This is a genomic window from Candidatus Methylomirabilota bacterium (assembly GCA_035709005.1).
Classification (GTDB): domain Bacteria; phylum Methylomirabilota; class Methylomirabilia; order Rokubacteriales; family CSP1-6; genus 40CM-4-69-5.
This window is the reverse complement of the sequence record DASTFB010000074.1, coordinates 45,444-64,781: the sequence shown is the minus strand read 5'-3', so window position 1 is coordinate 64,781 and position 19,338 is coordinate 45,444. Positions and strand designations below refer to the sequence as shown.

Genomic DNA, 19,338 nt, shown 5'->3' with positions numbered 1-19,338 from the left:
GGCGTCCTTGATGGCCTCGATCTGGGTGACCAGGCCCCCGATGTCGTCGTAGCCGATGTCGGGCACCTCCTCCAGGGCCAGATCCTCGACCTCGCTCTTGGGCAGCTTCTCGAGCAGGTAGCCGGACTTGGCGTCCATGAGGATGAGATCACCGGTCTTCAGACGCAGGGAGCGCAGCGGGTCGGCGATGATCCCCACCTTCTCCTCGTCGGCGCGCAGGGTCACCACCGCGCGCTCGTTGTCGAGCTGCTCCTTGAGGATCACCACCTCGCCCTGGATCTCGTAGGTGGCCACCTCGACGACATTGAGGCCCTCGTTGAGGATGAGCTCCTGGCCTGGTTTGAGGGTGTCGGCCTTGATGGCCGGATGCAGGTTGACCTTCACCTTGCGGCCTTGAGCCAGGATGTTGACGGTGCCGTCCTCGTTCGTGGAGAGATAGACCCCATAGGTCGAGGGCGGGGCGCAGAGCTTGTCGACCTCTTCCTTGAGCGCCGTGATCTGCTCGCGCGCCTCGTAGAGCGCGTTCACCAGCTTTTCGTTCTGATTGAACGCCTGCACGAGCTGGCGGTTCGCCTCGCGTAGCTTGTTCTCGAGAACCATGAACTCCTTGGGCATGTCTTCCAGTTTCTTGCGCAGATGAACCGTTTCCCCCTCGAGGGAACGGACATACGCCTGTAAGTCCTGCACCTGGATCTCGTACTCGGTCAGCCGACGACGGGTGCCGGAATCCGACATGGCGGGAAGGAACTTGGAGAAGCCTTCTCGTCCGGGACTACTCTTCTTGTCGAACTCCTTCATTGCCCATCCCTCTTGTGCCGAGCGCTGGTGAGCCGCATCACACGGTCATCCAACTCGTGATGGAGTATGGCCACTGCCCGTAGGAAAGTCAAGGTTCAGCGGCGTTTACGGCGCGACTTTGCCGTTTCGCCGCGGGCGTCACGTCCTGATCCAGCAAATTCCATACCGGATCGACGCTCCACCGTCTTTTCGTCAAACCGTTGGCGCACGGCGAGGGTTCCACGTATAAGGGGCATATGCCCAACCGCCTTGCGTTCGGGGCGCTCGTCGCCACGCTCGCATTCGTGTTGGCGTCCGGCGCGCCGACATCGGCCCAGTTCGCGGCGGAGCCGCCGGGAATTCGAATCGGAATCTCGGAGCTTCCTGCCGAGATCGAGCCCGGTACCGCGCTTGAGGGCGCCGGCCCGCTGATCGAGCGCCAGATCTTCGACACGCTCGTCGCCCACCGCCCGGCCTCCACCGATGTCGAGCCAGCCCTCGCCACCCGGTGGACGGTGTCCCGCGAGGGATTGGTGTGGCGCTTCATCCTGCGTGACAACGTGCGCTTTCATGACGGAAAGGCACTGACCGCGGCTGACGTCGTCGCCAGCCTCGAGCGTCCGTTGAAGATCGGCACACGGCCGGCTGCCGCCGTCTGGTCCGCCCTCCTGCGCGGCGCGCCAGGCGTTGTGAAAGAGATTCGCGCCGCCGACGCCCGGACCGTCCAGATCACGCTCAGCCAACCCTACGCACCTCTTTTGACGGTGCTGGCGCATCCGGGATTCGGTGTGACGCGGGAAGTGGCCGCGTCCGCCGGCGGTCGTCCCCGGCTGGTCGGAACCGGACCCTATCGTTTGGCCGAGATCTCGGGCGGCCGCATCGTGCTGGAGGCCTTCCCGGATCATTGGGCGGGCCCCCCACGCTCGGAGCGGCTGGTCTTCCTCCACGTTGCGGACGATGACCGCGCCGAGGCCGAATTCGACGCCCAGGCGCTGGATATCTGGTTTCCGGTCGGCCCACCGCGCCGCGCGCAGGGAGCGCTCTCGATCCCGGGCCCGCAGGTGGGCTACCTGGCGTTTCAGACAGAACGGGAGCCCTTCTCGCGCAAGAAGCTCCGGCAGGCGATCGCCGGCGCCATCGACCCGGCGGTGATCGGCGCCGCCCTCGGTCCCGCCGCGGTGCCGCTCCAGTCGTACCTTCCGCCCGGCGTGTGGACACGACGGGAGGGGTTTCCCGTTCTGGGGGGCAGCCGGCGGGCGGGGGCGTCGCCCCTGACGGAGGGCGGGTGGGCGGCGGGGTCCAGCGTGACCCTGCTCGCCCCCGACGACGCGGGAAGCATCGATACCAAGGCCGTCGCGGAAGCCTTGCGCCTGAGCCTGGAGGCCGCTGGCATCGACGTGAAGCTCCGGATCGAGCCGTCCGAGGTGGCGGCGGCCGCGCGCGCGGCGGGCGATCACGACATGACTCTGGCCGAGGCGACCGTGAGTGCCGGTGACCCGCACCTGTTCCTGTTCCCCCTGTCCACCAGCGAAGAAATCGTGAAGGACCGGCCGACCTTCAACGTGTCGTTCTATCGGAATCCCCAGCTGGACGACGTGCTCATCCGCGCCAGCCAGCTAGGCTTCCGTCCCGAGCGCCAGCGTCTCTATCAGCGGGCTCAGACCGTGCTGGCGGAGGAGACGCCCTGGCTGCCCCTGTACGTGAAGCTGCTGTGGGCCGTGGCGCGGCCCGAGCTGCGGGGATTGCGTCTGCACCCGACCGGGTTCCCCCGTCTTTCCACTGTCGCCCTGGAGGGCCTCCCGCCCGCGGAGCCCGTCGATTCCGCGCCCCTGGACAGCCCGTAAGCGCTGTCCGGGCCGCGCCCGTAATTGCACGCTCGCACGCGGCCGTGTTACAACAAGCGAGCCTCCGTATCCCCGGTCGGGGGCGTGTGTGTCGACGATGCCGACGATCGCCCAGACCACCGTCGAGAAGATCCAATGGGTGTTCCCCGAGCACGCCGGCGCCCCGGGGTTGATCCACGGCGGCCGCATGATGGAATGGATCGTGGAGGCCGGGACCCTCGCGGCGGCCCGGCTGGCCAGGGGCATGGTGGCGCTGGGCGCCATGGACGACATCGACTTCCTGCACCCGGTGCGGGTCGGCGAGATCGCCATCCTCCGGGCTCAAGTCGAGTACGTCGGCCGTAGCTCGCTCGAGGTCGGAGTGCGGGTCTGGGCCGAGAACGTCGTCACCGGCCAGCGCAGCGTCACGCTCAACTCGCATCTGGTCTTCGTCAGCGTGGGTGAAGACGAGCGCCCGCGCCCCGTCCGAGACCGCATCGTGCCGGCCGATACCGCCGAGGCCAGACTGGTCGAGGAGGCCCGGCAGCGCCGTGAGGTACGTCTGGCCCGCTTCGCCCAGCACCGGGAACGGACCCAGGGCGAGCGATCGCGCGAGACGCAGCCACGCCGTACCGGGAACAGGCCACCCTCGGAGCTATCCGAGCAAGCGGCACCCGCTACAACAATCCCGGCCGTCGCGTCGACCTTCCACTTCGAGTCGGTGCGGCCGGTGCTGCCCGAGGACGTGCTGTTCGGCTCCATGATGTCGGCCGGCAAGCTCCTGCGGCAGCTCGACGAGGCCGGAGGCATCCTGTCCATGCGTTATTGCCGCGGTCTGGTCATGACCGCCTGCGTGGACGCGATGGATTTCTACTCGCCGATCCACACCCACGAGGTCGTCATCTTCAAGGCTGGCCTCAACCACGTCGGCACGTCGTCGCTGGAGATCGGCGTCACGGTGCTGGCCGAAAAAGCCTGGACCGGCGAGGCCCGCGAAGCCTGCACGGCCTTCTTGACGTTCGTGCATCTCGGGCCCGACCTCCGGCCGCGCCCCTGCCCGCCCTTCACGCCCCGGACGCCGGCCGAGCAGCGGCGCTGGGACGCCGCACTGGTCCGGCGCGAGCAGCGGTTGCAGCGGGTCAAGCGCCTGAAGGCGGCCATCCTCAACGACAGCTCAGGGGAAAGAAGGTAGGGACCATGTCAGGGCATTCACGGTGGTCGCAGATCAAGCGCAAGAAGGGCAAGACGGACGTCCAGCGCGGCAAGCTCTTCTCGAAGATCCTGCGGGAAATCACGGTCGCCGCCCGCAACGGCGGCGGTGACCCCAAGGTCAACATGCGGCTCAAGGCGGCCATGGAAGCCGCCAAAGAGGCGAACATGCCGCAGGACAATGTCCGGCGTGCCGTGCAGAAGGGGACGGGCGAGCTGCCGGGCGAGTCCTACGAAGAGATCACCTACGAGGGATACGCCCCCGGAGGCGTGGCCGCCCTGGTGCGCGTGCTGACCGACAACCGCAACCGCACGGCGCCCGAGATCCGGCACACCTTCGAGAAGCATGGAGGCAACATGGGCTCGGCCGGCACGGTGGCCTGGATCTTCGAGCGCAAGGGGATCATCCAGGTGGACGCCGAGCGGATCGGGGAAGACGAGCTCCTGGCGCAGGCGCTGGAGGCCGGCGCCACCGACATGAAACGCGTTGAAAAAGTTTTCGAGATCGTGACCGTCCCTGGTGAAATGGACGCCGTCCGGGCGGCGCTGGAGCAGCATCGCGTGCCGGTGCTGCGGGCCGAGGTGACGTTCCTGCCCCAGTCGACCGTGCGCGTGGAGGGCAAGGACGCGCCCGCGGTCCTGCGGCTCATCGAAGCGCTCGAGGAGCTGGACGACGTCCAGGCGGTGTACTCGAACTACGATATTCCCGACGAGGTCCTCGAGGCGATCTCGGCTGCCTGAGATGGCGGTCGCGCCGGGCGCGCGGGTGTTGGGGCTGGATCCCGGTCTGGTCGCCTTCGGCTACGGCGTGCTGGAGTCGACGCCGGCCGGGACGACCGTGCTGGGCGCGGGCGTGATCGAGACGAGCGCGCGCCTCTCGCTGGAGGAACGGGTTCAACAGATCTACGACGGGGTGGCGGCCCTTCTCGACCGGCATGCCCCCGCGGCCGTGGCCCTCGAGGATCTCTACGCGGAGTACCGCTTTCCCCGCACCGCCCTGCTCATGGCCCATGCACGCGGGGTGGCGTGCCTGGCGGCTCAGCAGCGCGCGGTGAACGTGCTGGCCCTGGCGCCGGCCGAGGTCAAGCGCGCCGTCACCGGCAACGGCGCGGCCGGCAAAGAACAGGTCGGGCGGAGCGTTCAGCGGCTCCTCGGCCTGGGGGAGCCCCCTCGCCCCTCTCATGTGGCCGACGCTCTGGCCCTGGCCTTCACCGGGATACACCGACTCCGCATCGGAGGGGTCGAGACGCCCCCTCCGATTCCTCCCCGATTCACGCGAGGCGCAACCAAGGTCGTAGTCACCCCGCAGAGTACCGGTCGATGATCGCGTCGCTGCGTGGGCGCCTGCGGCGCCGGCTGGAGGATCGCATCGTGCTGGAGACGGGCGGCATCGGCTACGAAGTCCTGTTGCCGCCCATCGTGCTCGGCGAGCTGCAGCACCTCGCCGCCGAGGACGGCGACAAGGGGAGCGAGGTCGCGCTGGTGACGTACTACCACGCGACCCGGGATCAGCCCCGGCCCGTCCTGATCGGCTTCACGTCCGAGCTGGACCGGGAGTTCTTCGAGAAACTGATCACCGTGAAGGACATGGGCCCGATGGTGGCCGCGCGGGCGCTGGCCGCGCCGGTCGGTGAGATCGCCTCGGCCATCGCCCGCCAGGACGAGAAGTACCTGCGCTCGCTGCCCGGGATCGGTCCCCAGAAGGCCAAGAACATCGTGGCCCAGCTGCACGGGAAAGTCGCGAAGTTCGCCCTGGTCCACGAGGCGGTGAGCGAGCCGACGCCGACGCCGTCCGCCGCCTCGGGCGATGCCTTGCGCGAGCTGGTCTGGGAAGTGCTGGTCAAGCAGCTGGGACACCGGCCCGGCGAGGCCTCCCAGCTCATCACCGAGGCCTTCACACGGCGGCCCGGCATCGCCTCGGCCGAGGAACTCTTCGACGAGATCTACCGGGGGGTGAAAGGCCCGTGAGCCCGGCGCCCCCGGAAGACGCCCGCGTGCTGAGCAGGCTGGCCGCGCCCGAGGAGGCCCAGCTCGAGCGGCAGTTGCGGCCCCAGTCGTTCGAGGAGTACGTGGGACAGGAGCAGGCGGTGGCCAGCCTGCGGGTATCGGTGGAGGCGGCTCGGCAGCGCAGTGAGTGCGTCGATCACGTTCTCCTCTACGGTCCACCCGGTCTGGGCAAGACCACCCTGGCCGGCGTAATCGCCAACGAGATGGGCACGAACCTCATCACCACCTCGGGGCCTGCCGTCGAGCGGGGCGCCGACCTGATGGGGATCCTCACCAACCTGGCCGAGCACGACGTCTTCTTCATCGACGAGATCCACCGGCTGCCGCGGGCCGTCGAGGAGTTGCTCTACCCGGCGATGGAGGACTTCGCGGTCAACTTCGTGATCGACCGTGGCCTGCACGCCCGCACCCTCAAATACTCGCTCCGGCCCTTCACGCTGGTGGCCGCCACCACCCGACCGGGAATGCTCTCGGCGCCGCTGCGCGAGCGCTTCGGCATCCTGCACCACCTGGACTTCTATTCCGAGGTCGAGCTGACCCGCATCGTCAGCCGCTCGGCCGCCATCCTGGGCGCCCGGGTGGAGCCCGACGGCGCGGCCGAGATCGCCCGTCGCTCCCGCGGCACCCCGCGCATCGTCAACCGACTCCTGCGGCGGGTGCGCGACTACGCTCAGGTCGCAGGCGACGGCGTCATCACGCTCGGCCTGGCCCGGGACGCCCTGGACAGGGAGGGCGTCGACGGCCGGGGCCTCGACCGGCTCGATCGCCGCTTCCTGAGCGCGATCATCGACCATTACGGGGGCGGGCCGGTGGGTATCGAGGCGGTGGCCGCGACCATCAACGACGAGGCCGAGTCCCTCACCGAGCTGGTGGAGCCCTACTTGCTGAAGATCGCATTCGTGGTGCGCACGCCGACCGGCCGTCGGGCGACCCGGGAGGCCTATCTGCACCTCGGCAAACAGCCGCCCGCGGCCGCCGGCGGGCAGGCGACCCTGTTCGAATGAGATGAGCCGGGCCCATGACCGGCATCGGCAAGCTGCTCATCGTCGTCGGGGTGCTGATCGTCGGCCTGGGCCTGATCCTGCTCCTGGCCGGTCGGGTGCCCTGGATCGGGCGACTGCCGGGGGACATCTATATCCGGCGCGGCAACTGGACGTTCTATTTTCCCCTGGCGACCTCGCTGATCATCAGCATGATCCTCACGCTGATCCTCTGGTGGCTCGGCCGGCGGCAGTGACCCCCGCCCGTTTCCCGCGACGTATCGCGGCCCGGCTGGCCCTCGCCGTCCTCGCCGTCCTGGCCGGGTGGGCCACCGGAGCCGACGCCTCCGGCACGATCCGGGTCGCGCTGGTGGAGTCAGCGCAGACGGTGGAGCTTCAGGGGACTGACATCGAGGTGCGGCCGCTGGCCGGGACCCTCCGCAGCGGCTGGCGGACGGGGCTCGTGCGGGCCACATCGACCGATTCCGCCATCGCCATCGGCCGGCGGGCGGCGCGGGGGTTTCACCTCCGCAGCGGCCGTCCCATCCGCCTGAACGGCCGCGAGTACGGCGGAACCATCGAGCTGGTGCGACACGGCGCCGGTATCGCCGTGGTCAACGAGCTGCCCCTGGAGGAATACCTGGTCGGCGTGCTGCGCGGCGAGGCCGGCGAGGGCTGGCCGGCCGAGGCCCTGCGCGCGCAAGCCATCGTGGCCCGCACCTACGCCGCTCACCATCGGAACCTGGGCCCCGGCCGAGCCTTTCACATCGTGGCCTCCACCGCCAACCAGCTCTTCGCCGGCCGCGTGCCGACGGGCTCGCCGCTGTGGGCGGCGGTTCAGGAGACGGCCGGACAGGTGCTGCGTCAGCATGGCGCACTGTTCCCGGCCTTCTATCACACGGAGTGTGGGGGGCACACCGAGGACCCTCGACTGGTCTTTGCCGCCCGGAACATGCCCGCCCTGCAGCCGGTGGTGTGCCCCTTCTCCGGGGCGTCGCCACACTTCTCCTGGCAGCTGGAGCTGCCTCTGCGGGAGCTCGACGAGCTGCTGCGACGCCAGGGCATCGACGTCGGACGGCTCACCACGATCGGGGTCAGCGAGCGCACGTCCTCGCGGCGCGCGGCCGCCGTCACGTTGCGGGGGACGCGCGGCGCCGTACGGGTGCGCGGCCACGACTTCCGCCGCATGATCGGCTACGACACCCTGCGCAGCACGCTGTTCACGGTGGTGATCGATGGCCCGACCGCCCGTTTCTCCGGCCGTGGTTACGGGCACGGCGTGGGATTGTGTCAGTGGGGCGCCCGGGCGATGGGGGAGCAAGGGTACTCCGCCCGCCAAATCCTCAGCTTCTACTATCCGGGCGCCACGGTGGGCCTGCTCGACGAGCGCTAGCCACGGAGCCACGCCCGCCCATCGCCCCGTCCGACTTCGACGCCGTCGACATCCGCGTCGGCGTCGTCACCGACGCTCGTGAGTTTCCCGAAGTCCGCCGGCCGGCCTATCGGTTGTGGATCGACTTCGGCCCGCTCGGCGTCAAGCGCTCGAGCGCCCAGATCACCCGGCATTACCGGCTCGACCAGCTGATCGGCCGCCACGTCGTCGCCGTCGTCAATTTCCCGCCCAAGCAGGTGGGCCCGTTCCTGTCCGAGGTCCTGGTGCTGGGGGCCTACGACGGCGAGGGCGGAGTCGTGCTGCTGGAGCCGGAACGGCCCGTGGCCCCGGGCTCGCGGATCGGCTGACCGGATCGGCATCCCGGCCGGGGGCATGTAGACTGAGGCGGTTGTGGAACTGCAGGCGTTCGACTACGAGCTGCCGCCCGCGGCGATCGCGCAGGCCCCGGCCGAGCGCCGTGACGCCGCGCGGCTGCTGCTGATCGACCGCGGCACCGGCGCCCTCACCGACCGGACGTTCATGGACCTGCCGTCCCTCCTGCGCCCGGGCGACTGCCTGGTCCTCAACAATTCGCGCGTGATCCCCGCCCGGGTCATGGCGCGTGACGAGTCCGACCGGCCCGTGGAGCTCCTCTTCCTCGACGCCGAGGCGGCGTCCCGCGGCCGGGCGCTGGTCCGCCCGGGACGCCGCTGCCTTCCCGGCGCCCGCCTGCGCGCGGGAGGCGAGCCGGGCATTCGCCTGACCGTCGTCGGCGTGGCCGACGACGGATCGCGCGTGCTCGAGCGGCCTGACGGCACCATCGCCCAGTTGCTGGACGCTCACGGGCTGCCGCCGCTGCCGCCGTACATCGCGCGGCATGCCAAGCCTACCCCCGACGACTGGGAGCGATACCAGACCGTGTACGCGAAGCCGTCCGGCTCGGTGGCGGCGCCCACGGCCGGGCTGCATTTCACGGCCCACCTGCTGCAGGCGCTGCGCGGCCGGGCCATCGAGGTCCACGAGCTGACGTTGCACGTGGGGCCGGCGACATTCCGGCCGATCCGGGCGCGCGACGTGGAGCACCACGTGCTGGCCCCGGAGCCGGTGGCGATTCCCGAGGCCGTCGCCGCCGCGGTCAACACCGCCCGGCGGCAAGGCCGGCGAGTCGTCGCGGTGGGCACGACGACCACCCGCGCGCTCGAGGGCGCCGCCGCTGCGGACGGCCAGGTGCACCCCACAGACGGACACGTCGACCTCTACATCACGCCCGGGTACCGCTTCCGGGTCGTCGACGCACTGCTCACCAACTTCCATCTGCCCCGCTCGTCGCTCCTGGTCCTGGTGGCCGCCTTCGCCGGGCGCGACCTCGTCCTCCGCGCCTATCGCCATGCCCTCACCCGCGGCTATCGCTTCTACTCGTACGGCGACGCCACGCTGATCGTATGAGCGCCAGCCCGGTGCAGTTCGAGCTGCTCGCCCGCGATGGGGACGCGCGCCGGGGCCGCCTCCTCACCCGGCGCGGGCCGATCGAGACCCCCGCGTTCATGCCCGTGGGCACGCGGGGCACCGTGAAGAGCCTGACCCCGGAGGATCTGAGTGAGGTCGGCGCGCAGATCGTGCTGGCCAACACCTTCCATCTGCTGCTCCGGCCCGGGCCGGGGCTCGTGCGCGAGCTCGGCGGTCTGCACCGGTTCATGGGCTGGGACGGCCCGATCCTGACCGACTCGGGCGGATTCCAGGTCTTCAGCCTGGCCCGGCTGCGAAAGATCACCGAGGAGGGGGTCGAGTTCCAGTCGCCCATCGACGGCTCCGCGCACTTCCTCTCGCCGGAGCTCAGCATCGAGGTCCAGCGGGCGCTGGGCTCGGACATCGTCCATCCCCTCGACGAGTGTCTGGCCTACCCGGCCAGCCACGCCGAGACCGAGCGGTCGCTGGGGCTCACGGGCCGCTGGTCGCGGCGGGCCTGGGCGGCCCATGCCCAGGACGGACCCACGGGCCAGGCGTTCTTCGGGATCGTACAGGGCGGCAGCTACCCCGACCTGCGCCGCCGCGCCGTGGAGGAAACCGTGGCGCTGGGCTGTGACGGCTACGCGATCGGTGGCATGGCGGTGGGGGAGCCCAAGCCGGTCATGTACGGCCTCACGGCGTCGGCGACCGCCCTGCTGCCCGCTGATCAGCCGCGCTACCTGATGGGCGTCGGCAAGCCCGAGGATCTCGTGGAGTGCGTGGCCCGTGGTGTGGACATGTTCGACTGCGTGCTGCCCACACGCAACGCCCGCAACGGCCAGTGCTTCACCGCCGAGGGTCCGCTGGTCATCAAACAGGCGCGCTATGTGAGCGACGGCCGTCCCCTGGACGAGCAGTGCGACTGCTACACGTGTCGGCGGTTCTCGCGCGCCTACCTGCGCCACCTCTTCGTCTCGGCCGAGCTGCTGGTTTACCGCCTGCTGACGATCCACAACCTGCGCTTCTTCTTCGGCCTCATGGCGCAGATGCGAACGGCCATCGCGGCGGGAGCCTTCGGGCCATTCCGGGCTCGGTTTTTGGCCCAAACTCTTGTATCATCCGAAGGCGTTTCACTGGAGTCGGAATCGGAGGCCTGACCTTCCATGGATGTGGTTCATGCCGCGGACATCGCTCTGGCCTCGTCGGCGCCGCCGGGGGGCGCGGGGAGCGGGGCGATCGCCATGCAGCTGCTCTTCTTCGCCGCGATCTTCGCCGTCTTCTACTTCCTCCTCATCCGCCCGCAGCAGAAGCAGAAGCGAGAGCGGGAGCAGATGCTGAGCGCCATCAAGCGGGGTGACCGGGTCGTGACGACGAGCGGGTTGCATGGCACGGTGACCGGCCTCACCGAGCACACCGTCACCCTGCGCGTGGCCGATCAGGTCAAGCTGGAGTTCGACCGCGCCTCCGTAGGTCGCATCGTGACGGCGGGCGCGTCGGAGAAAGATGCCTAAACACCTCTGGTGGCGTAGCGGTCTGGTCCTCGCCGTCATCCTGGGCTCCCTGTGGTACCTGTACCCGCTGCGCTCCAGCATCAACCTGGGCCTCGACCTCCAGGGCGGCATCCACCTGGTGCTGGGCGTGGAGGCGGACAAGGCGATCGCCGCCCAGACCGAACGGGTGGCCGAAGACCTGAAGGCCGCGCTGGAGCGGCGGGGCATCGCGGTCCGCCGGGTGGCCCGCGAGGGCAACGCGGCCATCGCCGTGCAGCTCGCCAGCGCTCAGAACTGGAACGACGCGCTCACCGTCGTGAACGAGTTCTCCACGTTCGATCGGCGCGACGAAGACCAGGCGGCCGCCCGCTTCACGCTGGTGATGCAGGAGCGAGAACAGCAGCAGCAGCGCGACCTCGCCGTCCGGGGTGCGCTGGAGAAGATCCGCAACCGGGTCGACAAGTTTGGCGTGTCCGAGCCCACCATCACCCGGCAGGGGAGCGATCGGATCCTGATCCAGCTTCCCGGGGTGCAGGATCCCGAGCGGGCCAAGGCCCTCATCGGTCAGACCGGCCTGCTGGAATTCAGGCTGCTCGACGAGCAGACCTCGGTCGAGGACGCCCTGGCCGGGCGTCTGCCCGAGACCTCCGAAATCCTCTACCAGCGGCGGCGGGACCGGGAGAGCGAGACCGAGCGCAAGGTCCCCTACGTGGTCCAGAAGCGGACGCTCCTCACCGGCGCCGAGCTGACCGACGCCAGCGTGCAGGCCGACCCGAACTCTCCGGGCAACTGGCAGGTCTCCATCACGTTCAGCGCGGCCGGGGGCCAGCGGTTCGCCGAGATCACCGAGCAGAATGTGGGCCGCCATCTGGCCATCATCCTCGACGGCAGCGTGTACTCGGCCCCCCGCATCAACGAGCGCATCCCCGGCGGCCGCGCCGTCATCACCGGGCAGTTCACCATCGAGGAGGCCCGCGATCTCGCCATCGTGCTGCGGGAGGGCGCGCTGCCCGCCTCGGTCACGATGCTGGAGGAGCGCACGGTGGGGCCGTCGCTGGGACGGGACTCCATCCGGCAGGGGCTGATCGCCATCAGCGCCTCGGGCATGGCGGTGTTCGCCTTCATGCTGGTGTACTACCAGCTGGCCGGCCTCATCGCCGACCTGGCCCTGGGCCTGAATCTCCTGCTCCTGTTGGCGGCCCTCGCCGCCTTCGGCGGGACGCTGACCCTGCCCGGGCTGGCCGGCATCGCGCTGACCATCGGCATGGCGGTCGACACCAACGTCCTCATCTTCGAGCGGATCCGCGAGGAGATGCGGGTGGGCAAGACCCCCCGGGCCGCCATCGACGCCGGTTTCACGCGGGCCTTCCGGGTCATCATAGACACCCACGTGACGGTGCTGGTGACGGCCCTGATCCTCTACAACTTCGGTACGGGCCCCGTGCGGGGGTTCGCCGTGACCCTCTTCACCGGGCTGACGGCTAGCCTGTTCACGGCCGTGTTCTTCACCCGCCTCATCTTCGACATCCTCTACATGCGCCGCCGCAAGCTGGAACGAATCTCCATATGATCCAGCTTTTTCCCAATCCGAGCTACGACTTCATCGGCAAGCGGCGCTGGGCGTACCTGATCTCGGTGGTCTTCATCGCCATCGGGCTGGCCTCGATGATCGCCAAGGGCGGGCTGCGGTACGACATCGACTTCGCGGGAGGCACCCTGCTCCAGGTGCGCTTCTCCGAGCCCCCCTCGGTCGAACGGATCCGGGCCGCCCTGGCCCGCATCGAGCTCGGGGACAGCGTGATCCAGGAGTTCGGCGACGCGCGCGAGTTCGTCATCCGCTTGCCCCTGGCCGGGACCAGCAGCGAGGCGATCGGCCGCCGGGTCCAGGAGGCGGTAGCCGCCGATCCCACGCTCGGCCAGATGGAGATCCGTCGCATCGAGTTCGTAGGTCCCCAGGTCGGACGCGACCTGCAGCTGCAGGCCGTCTACGCCGTCATCGCCGGGCTGATCGGCATTCTCATCTACGTCGCGATCCGCTTCGACCTCAAGGGCGGCGTGGCCGCCATCGTCGCGGTCTTTCACGACGTCCTGGTGTCGCTGGGCGCGCTCAGCCTGACCGATCGCGAGTTTTCGCTGCCGGTGCTGGCCGCCATCCTCACCATCATCGGCTATTCGGTGAACGACACCATCGTGGCCTACGACCGGCTGCGCGAGAACCGTAGCCGGCACGGCCAGCTGAAGGGCAGCACGTTCGCCCAGCAGATCAACGTCGCCATCAACCAGACGTTGTCGCGGACGGTGCTCACGGCGCTCACCACGTTCTTCGCCACCGGTATCCTGCTGTTCTTCGGCGGCAAGGTGCTCGAGGACTTCGCCTTCGCGCTCTTCGTCGGCGTGATCACGGGCACGTACTCGACGATCTACATCGCGGGCGCCCTCATCGTGGAGTGGACCAGCTACGTGGAGGGCAGGGTTCGGCGCCCGAAAAAAGCGGTGGCCAAGGCCTGACGAGCATGTAAAATTACATGTTTAATCAGAGGTTAACGCGCCGTGACGCGACTCGAGACGCTGCTGGAGGAGGTTCCGAAGTACCAGCCAGGCGCCGACCTGGAGTTGCTGCATCGCGCCTACCGCTTCTCCGAGCAGTCTCACCGTGGCCAGCAGCGAGCATCCGGTGAGCCCTACGTCTCGCACCCGCTGGAGGTCGCCCGGCTCCTGGTCGACTTCAAGATGGACGTCGTCACGGTCACCGCCGGCCTCCTGCACGACGTCATCGAGGATACCAAGGCCACCAAGGCCGACCTGGAGCGGGAGTTCGGGCGGGAGATCGCCGACCTGGTGGACGGCGTGACCAAGCTGAGCAAGCTCGCGTTCTCGTCCCGGGAGGAGCGCCAGGCCGAGAATTTCCGCAAGATGCTGGTGGCGATGGCGCGGGATCTGCGGGTCCTGATGATCAAGCTCGCCGACCGGCTGCACAACATGCGGACCCTGCAATACCTCACCGCCGACAAGGCCCGGAAGATCGCCCAGGAGACGCTGGACATCTACGCCCCGCTGGCCCACCGCCTGGGCATGGCCCGGGTCAAGGCCGAGCTGGAGGACCTGGCCCTGCGCGCCCTGCATCCCGAGGCCTACGTGGACCTGCAGCGCAGGGTGGCCAAGCGACGGCTGGAGCGGGAGGCCGAGATCGGGCAGGCCATCGCGATCATCGAGCGCAAGCTCTCGGAGGTCGGCATCGAGGCCCAGATCCGCGGGCGGCCCAAGCACTTCTACTCGATCTGGAAGAAGATGCACGATCAGGGCCGCGAGTTCGACGAGATCTACGATCTCACCGCCGTGCGGGTGATCACCAATTCCGTGCGGGACTGCTATGGCGCCCTCGGCGTCATTCACTCCTTGTGGAAGCCGGTGCCCGGCCGCTTCAAGGACTTCATCGCGATGCCCAAGGTCAACATGTACCAGTCGCTGCACACGACGGTCATCGGCCCCAAGGGCGATCCGGTGGAAATCCAGATCCGCACCACCGAGATGCACCGGATCGCCGAGGAGGGGATCGCCGCCCACTGGCTGTACAAGGAACGAAAGACCGGGAAGGACAAGCTCGACGACTCGCTCCTCTGGCTACGCCAGCTCCTGGAGACCCAGCAGGAGCTGAAAGATCCCCAGGAGTTCCTCGACACCGTTCGCGTCGACCTGTTTCCCGACGAGGTGTACGTGTTCACCCCCAAGGGGGACGTCAAGTCCCTGCCCGAGGGGTCCACCCCCATCGACTTCGCGTACGCCGTGCACACCAAGGTCGGCGAGCACTGCGTGGGCGCCAAGGTCAACGGCAAGCTGGTGCCCCTACGCACCACGCTCCAGCAGGGCGACATCGTGGAGATCGTCACGTCGCCCAACCAGCACCCCAGCCGGGACTGGCTGCAGATCGTCAAGTCGTCCCGGGCCCGCTCGAAGATCAACCAGTGGCTCAAGATCGAGGAGCGCGCGCGGTCCATCGCCCTCGGGCGCGAGCTCCTCGAGCGCGAGGCCAAGAAGTACCGTTTGAACGGGGCGGCCCTGCTGAGCGGGGACGAGACCCGGAAGGTGGCCGCCGACCTGGGCCACCCCAGCGTCGACGATATGCTGGCGGCCCTGGGGTACGGCAAGAGCTCCGTCTCCCAACTCCTGCACCGCCTGGCGCCGCCGGCGGCGATGCTGGAGCCGCCGGAGAAGCCCAAGGCGGCCAGCGCCACCCGGCCCAAGGCCGAACAGGGGGTGCGGATCCGGGGCGTGGACGATCTCCTGGTCCGCTTCGCCCGGTGCTGCAACCCGCTGCCCGGTGACGCCATCGTCGGCTTCATCACCCGGGGCCGCGGCCTCACCATCCACGCCCGTGAGTGCCTCACCGTGGCCAAAAGCGTGCTGGACCGCGAGCGCCTGGTGAACGTGGAATGGGACGTGGAGGCGCCGGCGACGCGGCCGGTCCGCATCGCCGTCTATATCGGCCGCGACCGCCCCGGTCTGCTGTCCGAGATCACCGGCGCCATCTCCTCGAAAAACGGCAACATCACGAAGGCCGAGGTCACGGTCACCGACGACCGCCGGGGCACGAACCACTTCGTGGTCGAGGTCGCCGACCTGGAGCAGCTCCAGGGCATCATGACCGCCATCCGGGACGTCCCGGACGTGATCAACGTCGAGCGCGTCCGCGGCCTCTGAGCCGCGCCTCCTCGTCGCGATGACCCGCCAGCAGTTCGAAGCCCTGGTCGAGAAGGCGCTTCGGCGGTTGCCTCGCCCCTTCCGCGAACGGCTGGCGAACATCGTGATCGTGATCGAGGACTGGCCCGACGACGACACGCTGGCCGACATGGGCATCGAGCCGCCCGACACGCTGTACGGGCTCTACCGCGGGGTCGATTTGCCCCGACGGGACTCGTCGTACGGCAACGTGCTGCCGGATACCATCACCATCTACCAGGGACCGATCGAGGAGGACTGCCGCAATCGCGAGGAGATGACGGACCTGGTGCGGGAGACGGTCGTTCACGAGATCGGCCACTACTTCGGGCTCGACGACGAGACCATGCACCAGATCGAGGAAGGGCAGGGCGACTAGTGCGCCATCCGGCGCGCCGGCTTACTGGATGACCTGATCCGCTCGCAGCAGGACCGACTGGGAGCCGGCGACCGCCCAACCGCGCTGCGAGGACCCGCAGCCTTCCTTACTCCGCCGGCACCGGCGCCGCGGCCAGGGGCCGCCTGTGCCGGAGCCGGAGGGCGAAGATCGCGACGAACAGCGCCGCTCCGGCCAGGTCGGTGTAAAGCTCGGGAACCATGAGCGCCAGGCCGGCCACCAGGAACGCCGCCCGCAGCAGCGGGCCCACCGGGCCCCACAGCCAGCCGTCGAACCCGTAGGACAGCGCGAACACCCCGACCGTTGCGGTGACCGTGGCCTGGACGATCTCGTGCCAGCCGCCGATCCAGAGCAGCACGGGATTGTAGACGAAGAGGAAGGGCACCAGGAGCTTCACGAAGCCGAGGCGCACCGCGATGAGTCCGGTGCGGAACGGATCGCCTCCGGCGATGGCCGCGCCCGCGTAGGCGGCCAGGGCGACGGGGGGCGTGATGGAAGACAGCAAGGCGCCGTAGAACACGAACATGTGGGCGGCCATGGGGATCGTGCCCATCTGGATCAGCGTGGGCGCGCCGATCAGGGCCGCGATGATGTAGGCGGGCGCCGTCGGCATTCCCATCCCCAGCACGAAGCAGGCCAGCAGGATGAGCACGAGCGTCGGCAGGTAGAGGCCGCCGGACAGCCCGAGGATGGCGCTGATGAAGTTGATGCCGAGCCCGGTGAGGTCGAGGACGCCGACGATGAGCCCGGCGCACCCCACGGTGGTGGCGATCATGATGGAGCCCCGGGCGCCGGCCTCCAGCGCCTCCCAGGCCTGGCGGGGGCCGATCCGCGTGGCCCGCCGCAGCAGCGCCACCGCGACCAGCGTGACGATGGCGGCGAACGCGGCCCGGAACGGCGTGTACCCGCGAAAGAGCAGGACGAGCATGACGAGCAGGGGCACGGCGAAGTGGGCGCCGCGCCGGAGCACCGCGGCCAGCGGGTCGATCTCCTCGGCCGGCACTCCCCGGAGCCCCCTCTTGACCGCTTCGTTGTGCACGCCGAGGTAGACGGAGAGATAGAAGAGGCAGGCGGGCAGGATGGCGGCCACCATCACGCTGAGATAGGCCACACCGAGGAACTCGGCCATGATGAAGGCCGCCGCCCCCATGACGGGCGGCATGATCTGCCCGCCGGTGGAGGCCGCCGCCTCCACCGCTCCCGCGAAGTTGGCGCCGTACCCGAAGCGCTTCATGAGCGGGATCGTGAAGGTGCCTGTGCCGTAGACGTTGGCCACGGAGTGCCCGGAGATCGTCCCGAACAGCGAGCTGGAGATGACCGCCACCTTGGCCGCGCCTCCGGTGAAGCGACCGACCATCGCCATGGCCACGTCGATGAAGAATCGTCCGCCGCCGGTGACCTGCAGGAAGGCGCCGAACACGATGAACAGGTACACGAACGTCGCCGACGCGCCGGTCGGCGTCCCGAAGATCGCCTGGGGGGTCAGGAACATGTGGTCGATCAGGGTCAGGGGGTCCGTGGCGCGGATCGTCAGCGGCGATGGGAAGTGGTTGCCGAGGAGGGCGTAGAGGACGAAGGCGCCGGCGATCGTGGGCAGCGGCCAGCCCGTGGTCCGGCGGGCGGCCTCCAGGACCAGGACGATGGTGAGCGCGCCGAAGAGGACGTCCAGCGTCGTCATCGGCCCGTAGTACCACTCGCGGCGCACGATGCGGTCGTGCTCGACGATGAGGTAGGCGTCGATGGCCAACGCCAGCAGGCCCAGGGGGAGGTCGATCCGCTCGGCGACGCGCGCGGGTAGGCGCGGAGAGCAGGGAACGGTGAGGAAGCAGAGCGCGAGCAGCGTCATGAGGTGGACCGTGCGCTGGAGCATCGACTCGAACGCTCCGAACGCTCCGGCCCACAGGTGGAAGATCGACAGCGCCACCGCCAGCGCGCCGATCATCCACCGCGCCGCCCGCGCGTCGAGCATCATGAGCGCGAGGTCAGGACTTCAGCCGGCCCTTCTCCTGGTAGAACATCCGGGCGCCGTCGTGGAGGGGGAAGCCACCCAGGTGCTCGGCCATGGCCTCGGGCTTGAAGGGCGTCAGCGCCGCGTGGAAGGTCTTGAACTTGGCGCTGTTCTCGGCGACGGCCTTGAGGCACGCGTGAACGACCTCCTTCGCGAGGCCGGCCCGGGCCACGAAGACGCCGCCGTCGCTGGGGGCCTTCACCGGCTCGCTCTGCCCGCGGAACTCCCCGGCCGGCAGCGTGGCCTGCACGAAGCCGTACTTCTTCGTGAGGTGATCGAGCAGGTCCTGATCCCAGGGAAGGAACTTCATCTCGCGCACGGTCGTCAGCTCGACCAGCCAGCCGATCTTGCCGGTGACCACGGCCAGGATGCCGTCGGCGTGGCCGTCCTTGATCAGGTTGACGCCGTCGGCCCAGGCCACGTGGCTCATCTTGCCGCCCCAGTCGCCCAGCTTGTCCCAGCTTCCGCCCATCTCCTCGAAGGCGGTTCGCCAGATCCACTCGGTGGCGTTGCCCCTGGCCAGCGTCGTCAGCTTGAGCGGCATCTTCTGCTTCACGATGTCGGCCACGGTCTTGGCCGGGATGTCCTTGCGGACGACGGCGATGAACTGGTACTCGTCCTGCACGTTCATGATGGCCCGGACGTTGGGGTAGTCCTGCTTGAAGGCGCCCTGTTTCTGGACGGCCAGCTTGGTCATGATCCGGGTCGTGGAGGCGAGATCCAGCTCTCCCTTGTTCGTCCGGGGGATGTTGCCGATCCAGCCGCCCGGCACGACGCTGATCTTGATGCCGGGGTAGACGTCGCCGACGGTCTTCGCGAAGCCGGTCATCTCGACGTAGCCGATGCCGCCCACCGTGCCGCCGCCGGCTCGGAGCGTGGCCGAGATCGCCGCCTCGGTGCGCGCCGCCGTCAACAGCCGCGGCGCAAGCAGGGCGCCGCCGACCGCGCCCGTCGTCCTGAGGAAGTGCCTGCGGGTGATGCTCATGAATGTCCCCCTCTCTCGTCACCGGCCCGGGGACGTCCCGGGCCCAGTGCGCGCGCCAGATCGAGCGACGGACGTTCTCCGGGGCGGGCCCTGCCCCTTCGCGGACTGGGGGAATATATCACCGACTC

Annotated in this window: 19 protein-coding genes; 16 read left to right on the top strand and 3 right to left on the bottom strand. The window is 69.1% G+C overall.

The features are described from left to right. The coding region (locus VFR64_12530) for a proteasome ATPase (protein ID HET9490567.1) at positions 1-798 on the bottom strand (798 nt) is incomplete at its 3' end. A gap of 236 nt (positions 799-1,034) precedes the next feature. On the opposite strand from VFR64_12530, the gene VFR64_12525 reads away from it, so the two are divergent. From VFR64_12525 to VFR64_12450, 16 genes are all read left to right on the top strand, one after another. Then, positions 1,035-2,621, top strand: coding sequence for an ABC transporter substrate-binding protein (locus tag VFR64_12525; GenBank protein HET9490566.1), 1,587 nt, complete (start codon positions 1,035-1,037; stop codon positions 2,619-2,621). A gap of 97 nt (positions 2,622-2,718) precedes the next feature. Next, entirely contained in the window at positions 2,719-3,792 is a 1,074-nt protein-coding gene (locus VFR64_12520) for an acyl-CoA thioesterase (protein ID HET9490565.1), read from the top strand. A 5-nt stretch (positions 3,793-3,797) separates the two neighbouring features. Further along, positions 3,798-4,550, top strand: coding sequence for a YebC/PmpR family DNA-binding transcriptional regulator (locus VFR64_12515; protein HET9490564.1), 753 nt, complete (start codon positions 3,798-3,800; stop codon positions 4,548-4,550). 1 nt (position 4,551) lies between these two features. After that, positions 4,552-5,133, top strand: coding sequence for a crossover junction endodeoxyribonuclease RuvC (ruvC, locus tag VFR64_12510; protein HET9490563.1), 582 nt, complete (start codon positions 4,552-4,554; stop codon positions 5,131-5,133). Beyond that, entirely contained in the window at positions 5,130-5,777 is a 648-nt protein-coding gene (gene ruvA / locus VFR64_12505; protein HET9490562.1) for a Holliday junction branch migration protein RuvA, read from the top strand. Before ruvC ends, ruvA begins: the two co-directional genes overlap by 4 nt. A 26-nt stretch (positions 5,778-5,803) precedes the next feature. Beyond that, positions 5,804-6,820 carry a Holliday junction branch migration DNA helicase RuvB gene (gene ruvB / locus VFR64_12500; protein HET9490561.1) on the top strand — a complete coding sequence of 339 codons (1,017 nt, stop codon included), beginning with the start codon at positions 5,804-5,806 and terminating at the stop codon, positions 6,818-6,820. A gap of 14 nt (positions 6,821-6,834) precedes the next feature. Next, positions 6,835-7,053, top strand: coding sequence for a DUF2905 domain-containing protein (locus tag VFR64_12495; protein HET9490560.1), 219 nt, complete (start codon positions 6,835-6,837; stop codon positions 7,051-7,053). Next, a complete protein-coding gene (locus VFR64_12490; protein HET9490559.1) occupies positions 7,032-8,189 on the top strand; it encodes a SpoIID/LytB domain-containing protein in 1,158 nt (385 codons plus the stop codon). The genes VFR64_12495 and VFR64_12490 overlap by 22 nt, the downstream gene beginning before the upstream one ends. 20 nt (positions 8,190-8,209) lie before the next feature. Further along, positions 8,210-8,536, top strand: coding sequence for a tRNA-binding protein (locus tag VFR64_12485; GenBank protein HET9490558.1), 327 nt, complete (start codon positions 8,210-8,212; stop codon positions 8,534-8,536). Between the two features lie 43 nt (positions 8,537-8,579). After that, a complete protein-coding gene (queA, locus tag VFR64_12480) occupies positions 8,580-9,614 on the top strand; it encodes a tRNA preQ1(34) S-adenosylmethionine ribosyltransferase-isomerase QueA (GenBank protein ID HET9490557.1) in 1,035 nt (344 codons plus the stop codon). Next, a complete protein-coding gene (gene tgt / locus VFR64_12475; protein HET9490556.1) occupies positions 9,611-10,771 on the top strand; it encodes a tRNA guanosine(34) transglycosylase Tgt in 1,161 nt (386 codons plus the stop codon). Before queA ends, tgt begins: the two co-directional genes overlap by 4 nt. Before the next feature lie 6 nt (positions 10,772-10,777). Continuing rightward, positions 10,778-11,125, top strand: a complete 348-nt coding sequence (gene yajC / locus VFR64_12470; GenBank protein HET9490555.1) for a preprotein translocase subunit YajC — start codon at positions 10,778-10,780, stop codon at positions 11,123-11,125. Beyond that, positions 11,118-12,674 (top strand): protein translocase subunit SecD, encoded by a 1,557-nt coding sequence (secD, locus tag VFR64_12465; GenBank protein ID HET9490554.1) that lies wholly within the window; start codon positions 11,118-11,120, stop codon positions 12,672-12,674. Before yajC ends, secD begins: the two co-directional genes overlap by 8 nt. Further along, the gene (secF, locus tag VFR64_12460; GenBank protein ID HET9490553.1) at positions 12,671-13,612 is read left to right on the top strand and encodes a protein translocase subunit SecF; all 942 of its coding nucleotides are present in this window, start codon (positions 12,671-12,673) and stop codon (positions 13,610-13,612) included. The genes secD and secF overlap by 4 nt, the downstream gene beginning before the upstream one ends. 42 nt (positions 13,613-13,654) lie before the next feature. Further along, positions 13,655-15,802 carry a bifunctional (p)ppGpp synthetase/guanosine-3',5'-bis(diphosphate) 3'-pyrophosphohydrolase gene (locus VFR64_12455; GenBank protein ID HET9490552.1) on the top strand — a complete coding sequence of 716 codons (2,148 nt, stop codon included), beginning with the start codon at positions 13,655-13,657 and terminating at the stop codon, positions 15,800-15,802. Between the two features lie 19 nt (positions 15,803-15,821). Beyond that, entirely contained in the window at positions 15,822-16,199 is a 378-nt protein-coding gene (locus tag VFR64_12450; protein HET9490551.1) for a metallopeptidase family protein, read from the top strand. A gap of 106 nt (positions 16,200-16,305) precedes the next feature. On the opposite strand, the gene VFR64_12445 is transcribed toward VFR64_12450, so the two are convergent. Then, a complete protein-coding gene (locus VFR64_12445) occupies positions 16,306-18,189 on the bottom strand; it encodes a TRAP transporter permease (protein HET9490550.1) in 1,884 nt (627 codons plus the stop codon). A 10-nt stretch (positions 18,190-18,199) separates the two neighbouring features. After that, positions 18,200-19,210, bottom strand: coding sequence for a TAXI family TRAP transporter solute-binding subunit (locus VFR64_12440; GenBank protein ID HET9490549.1), 1,011 nt, complete (start codon positions 19,208-19,210; stop codon positions 18,200-18,202). Positions 19,211-19,338: the final 128 nt, after the last annotated feature.

Coding starts and splice junctions, on each gene's coding strand:
- VFR64_12440 (HET9490549.1), bottom strand. CDS start 19,210: ATGAGCATCACCCGCAGGCACTTCCTCAGGACGACGGGCGCGGTCGGC.
- VFR64_12450 (HET9490551.1), top strand. CDS start 15,822: ATGACCCGCCAGCAGTTCGAAGCCCTGGTCGAGAAGGCGCTTCGGCGG.
- yajC (HET9490555.1), top strand. CDS start 10,778: ATGGATGTGGTTCATGCCGCGGACATCGCTCTGGCCTCGTCGGCGCCG.
- tgt (HET9490556.1), top strand. CDS start 9,611: ATGAGCGCCAGCCCGGTGCAGTTCGAGCTGCTCGCCCGCGATGGGGAC.
- VFR64_12520 (HET9490565.1), top strand. CDS start 2,719: ATGCCGACGATCGCCCAGACCACCGTCGAGAAGATCCAATGGGTGTTC.
- secF (HET9490553.1), top strand. CDS start 12,671: ATGATCCAGCTTTTTCCCAATCCGAGCTACGACTTCATCGGCAAGCGG.
- VFR64_12525 (HET9490566.1), top strand. CDS start 1,035: ATGCCCAACCGCCTTGCGTTCGGGGCGCTCGTCGCCACGCTCGCATTC.
- secD (HET9490554.1), top strand. CDS start 11,118: ATGCCTAAACACCTCTGGTGGCGTAGCGGTCTGGTCCTCGCCGTCATC.
- VFR64_12515 (HET9490564.1), top strand. CDS start 3,798: ATGTCAGGGCATTCACGGTGGTCGCAGATCAAGCGCAAGAAGGGCAAG.
- VFR64_12495 (HET9490560.1), top strand. CDS start 6,835: ATGACCGGCATCGGCAAGCTGCTCATCGTCGTCGGGGTGCTGATCGTC.
- VFR64_12445 (HET9490550.1), bottom strand. CDS start 18,189: ATGATGCTCGACGCGCGGGCGGCGCGGTGGATGATCGGCGCGCTGGCG.
- ruvA (HET9490562.1), top strand. CDS start 5,130: ATGATCGCGTCGCTGCGTGGGCGCCTGCGGCGCCGGCTGGAGGATCGC.
- ruvC (HET9490563.1), top strand. CDS start 4,552: ATGGCGGTCGCGCCGGGCGCGCGGGTGTTGGGGCTGGATCCCGGTCTG.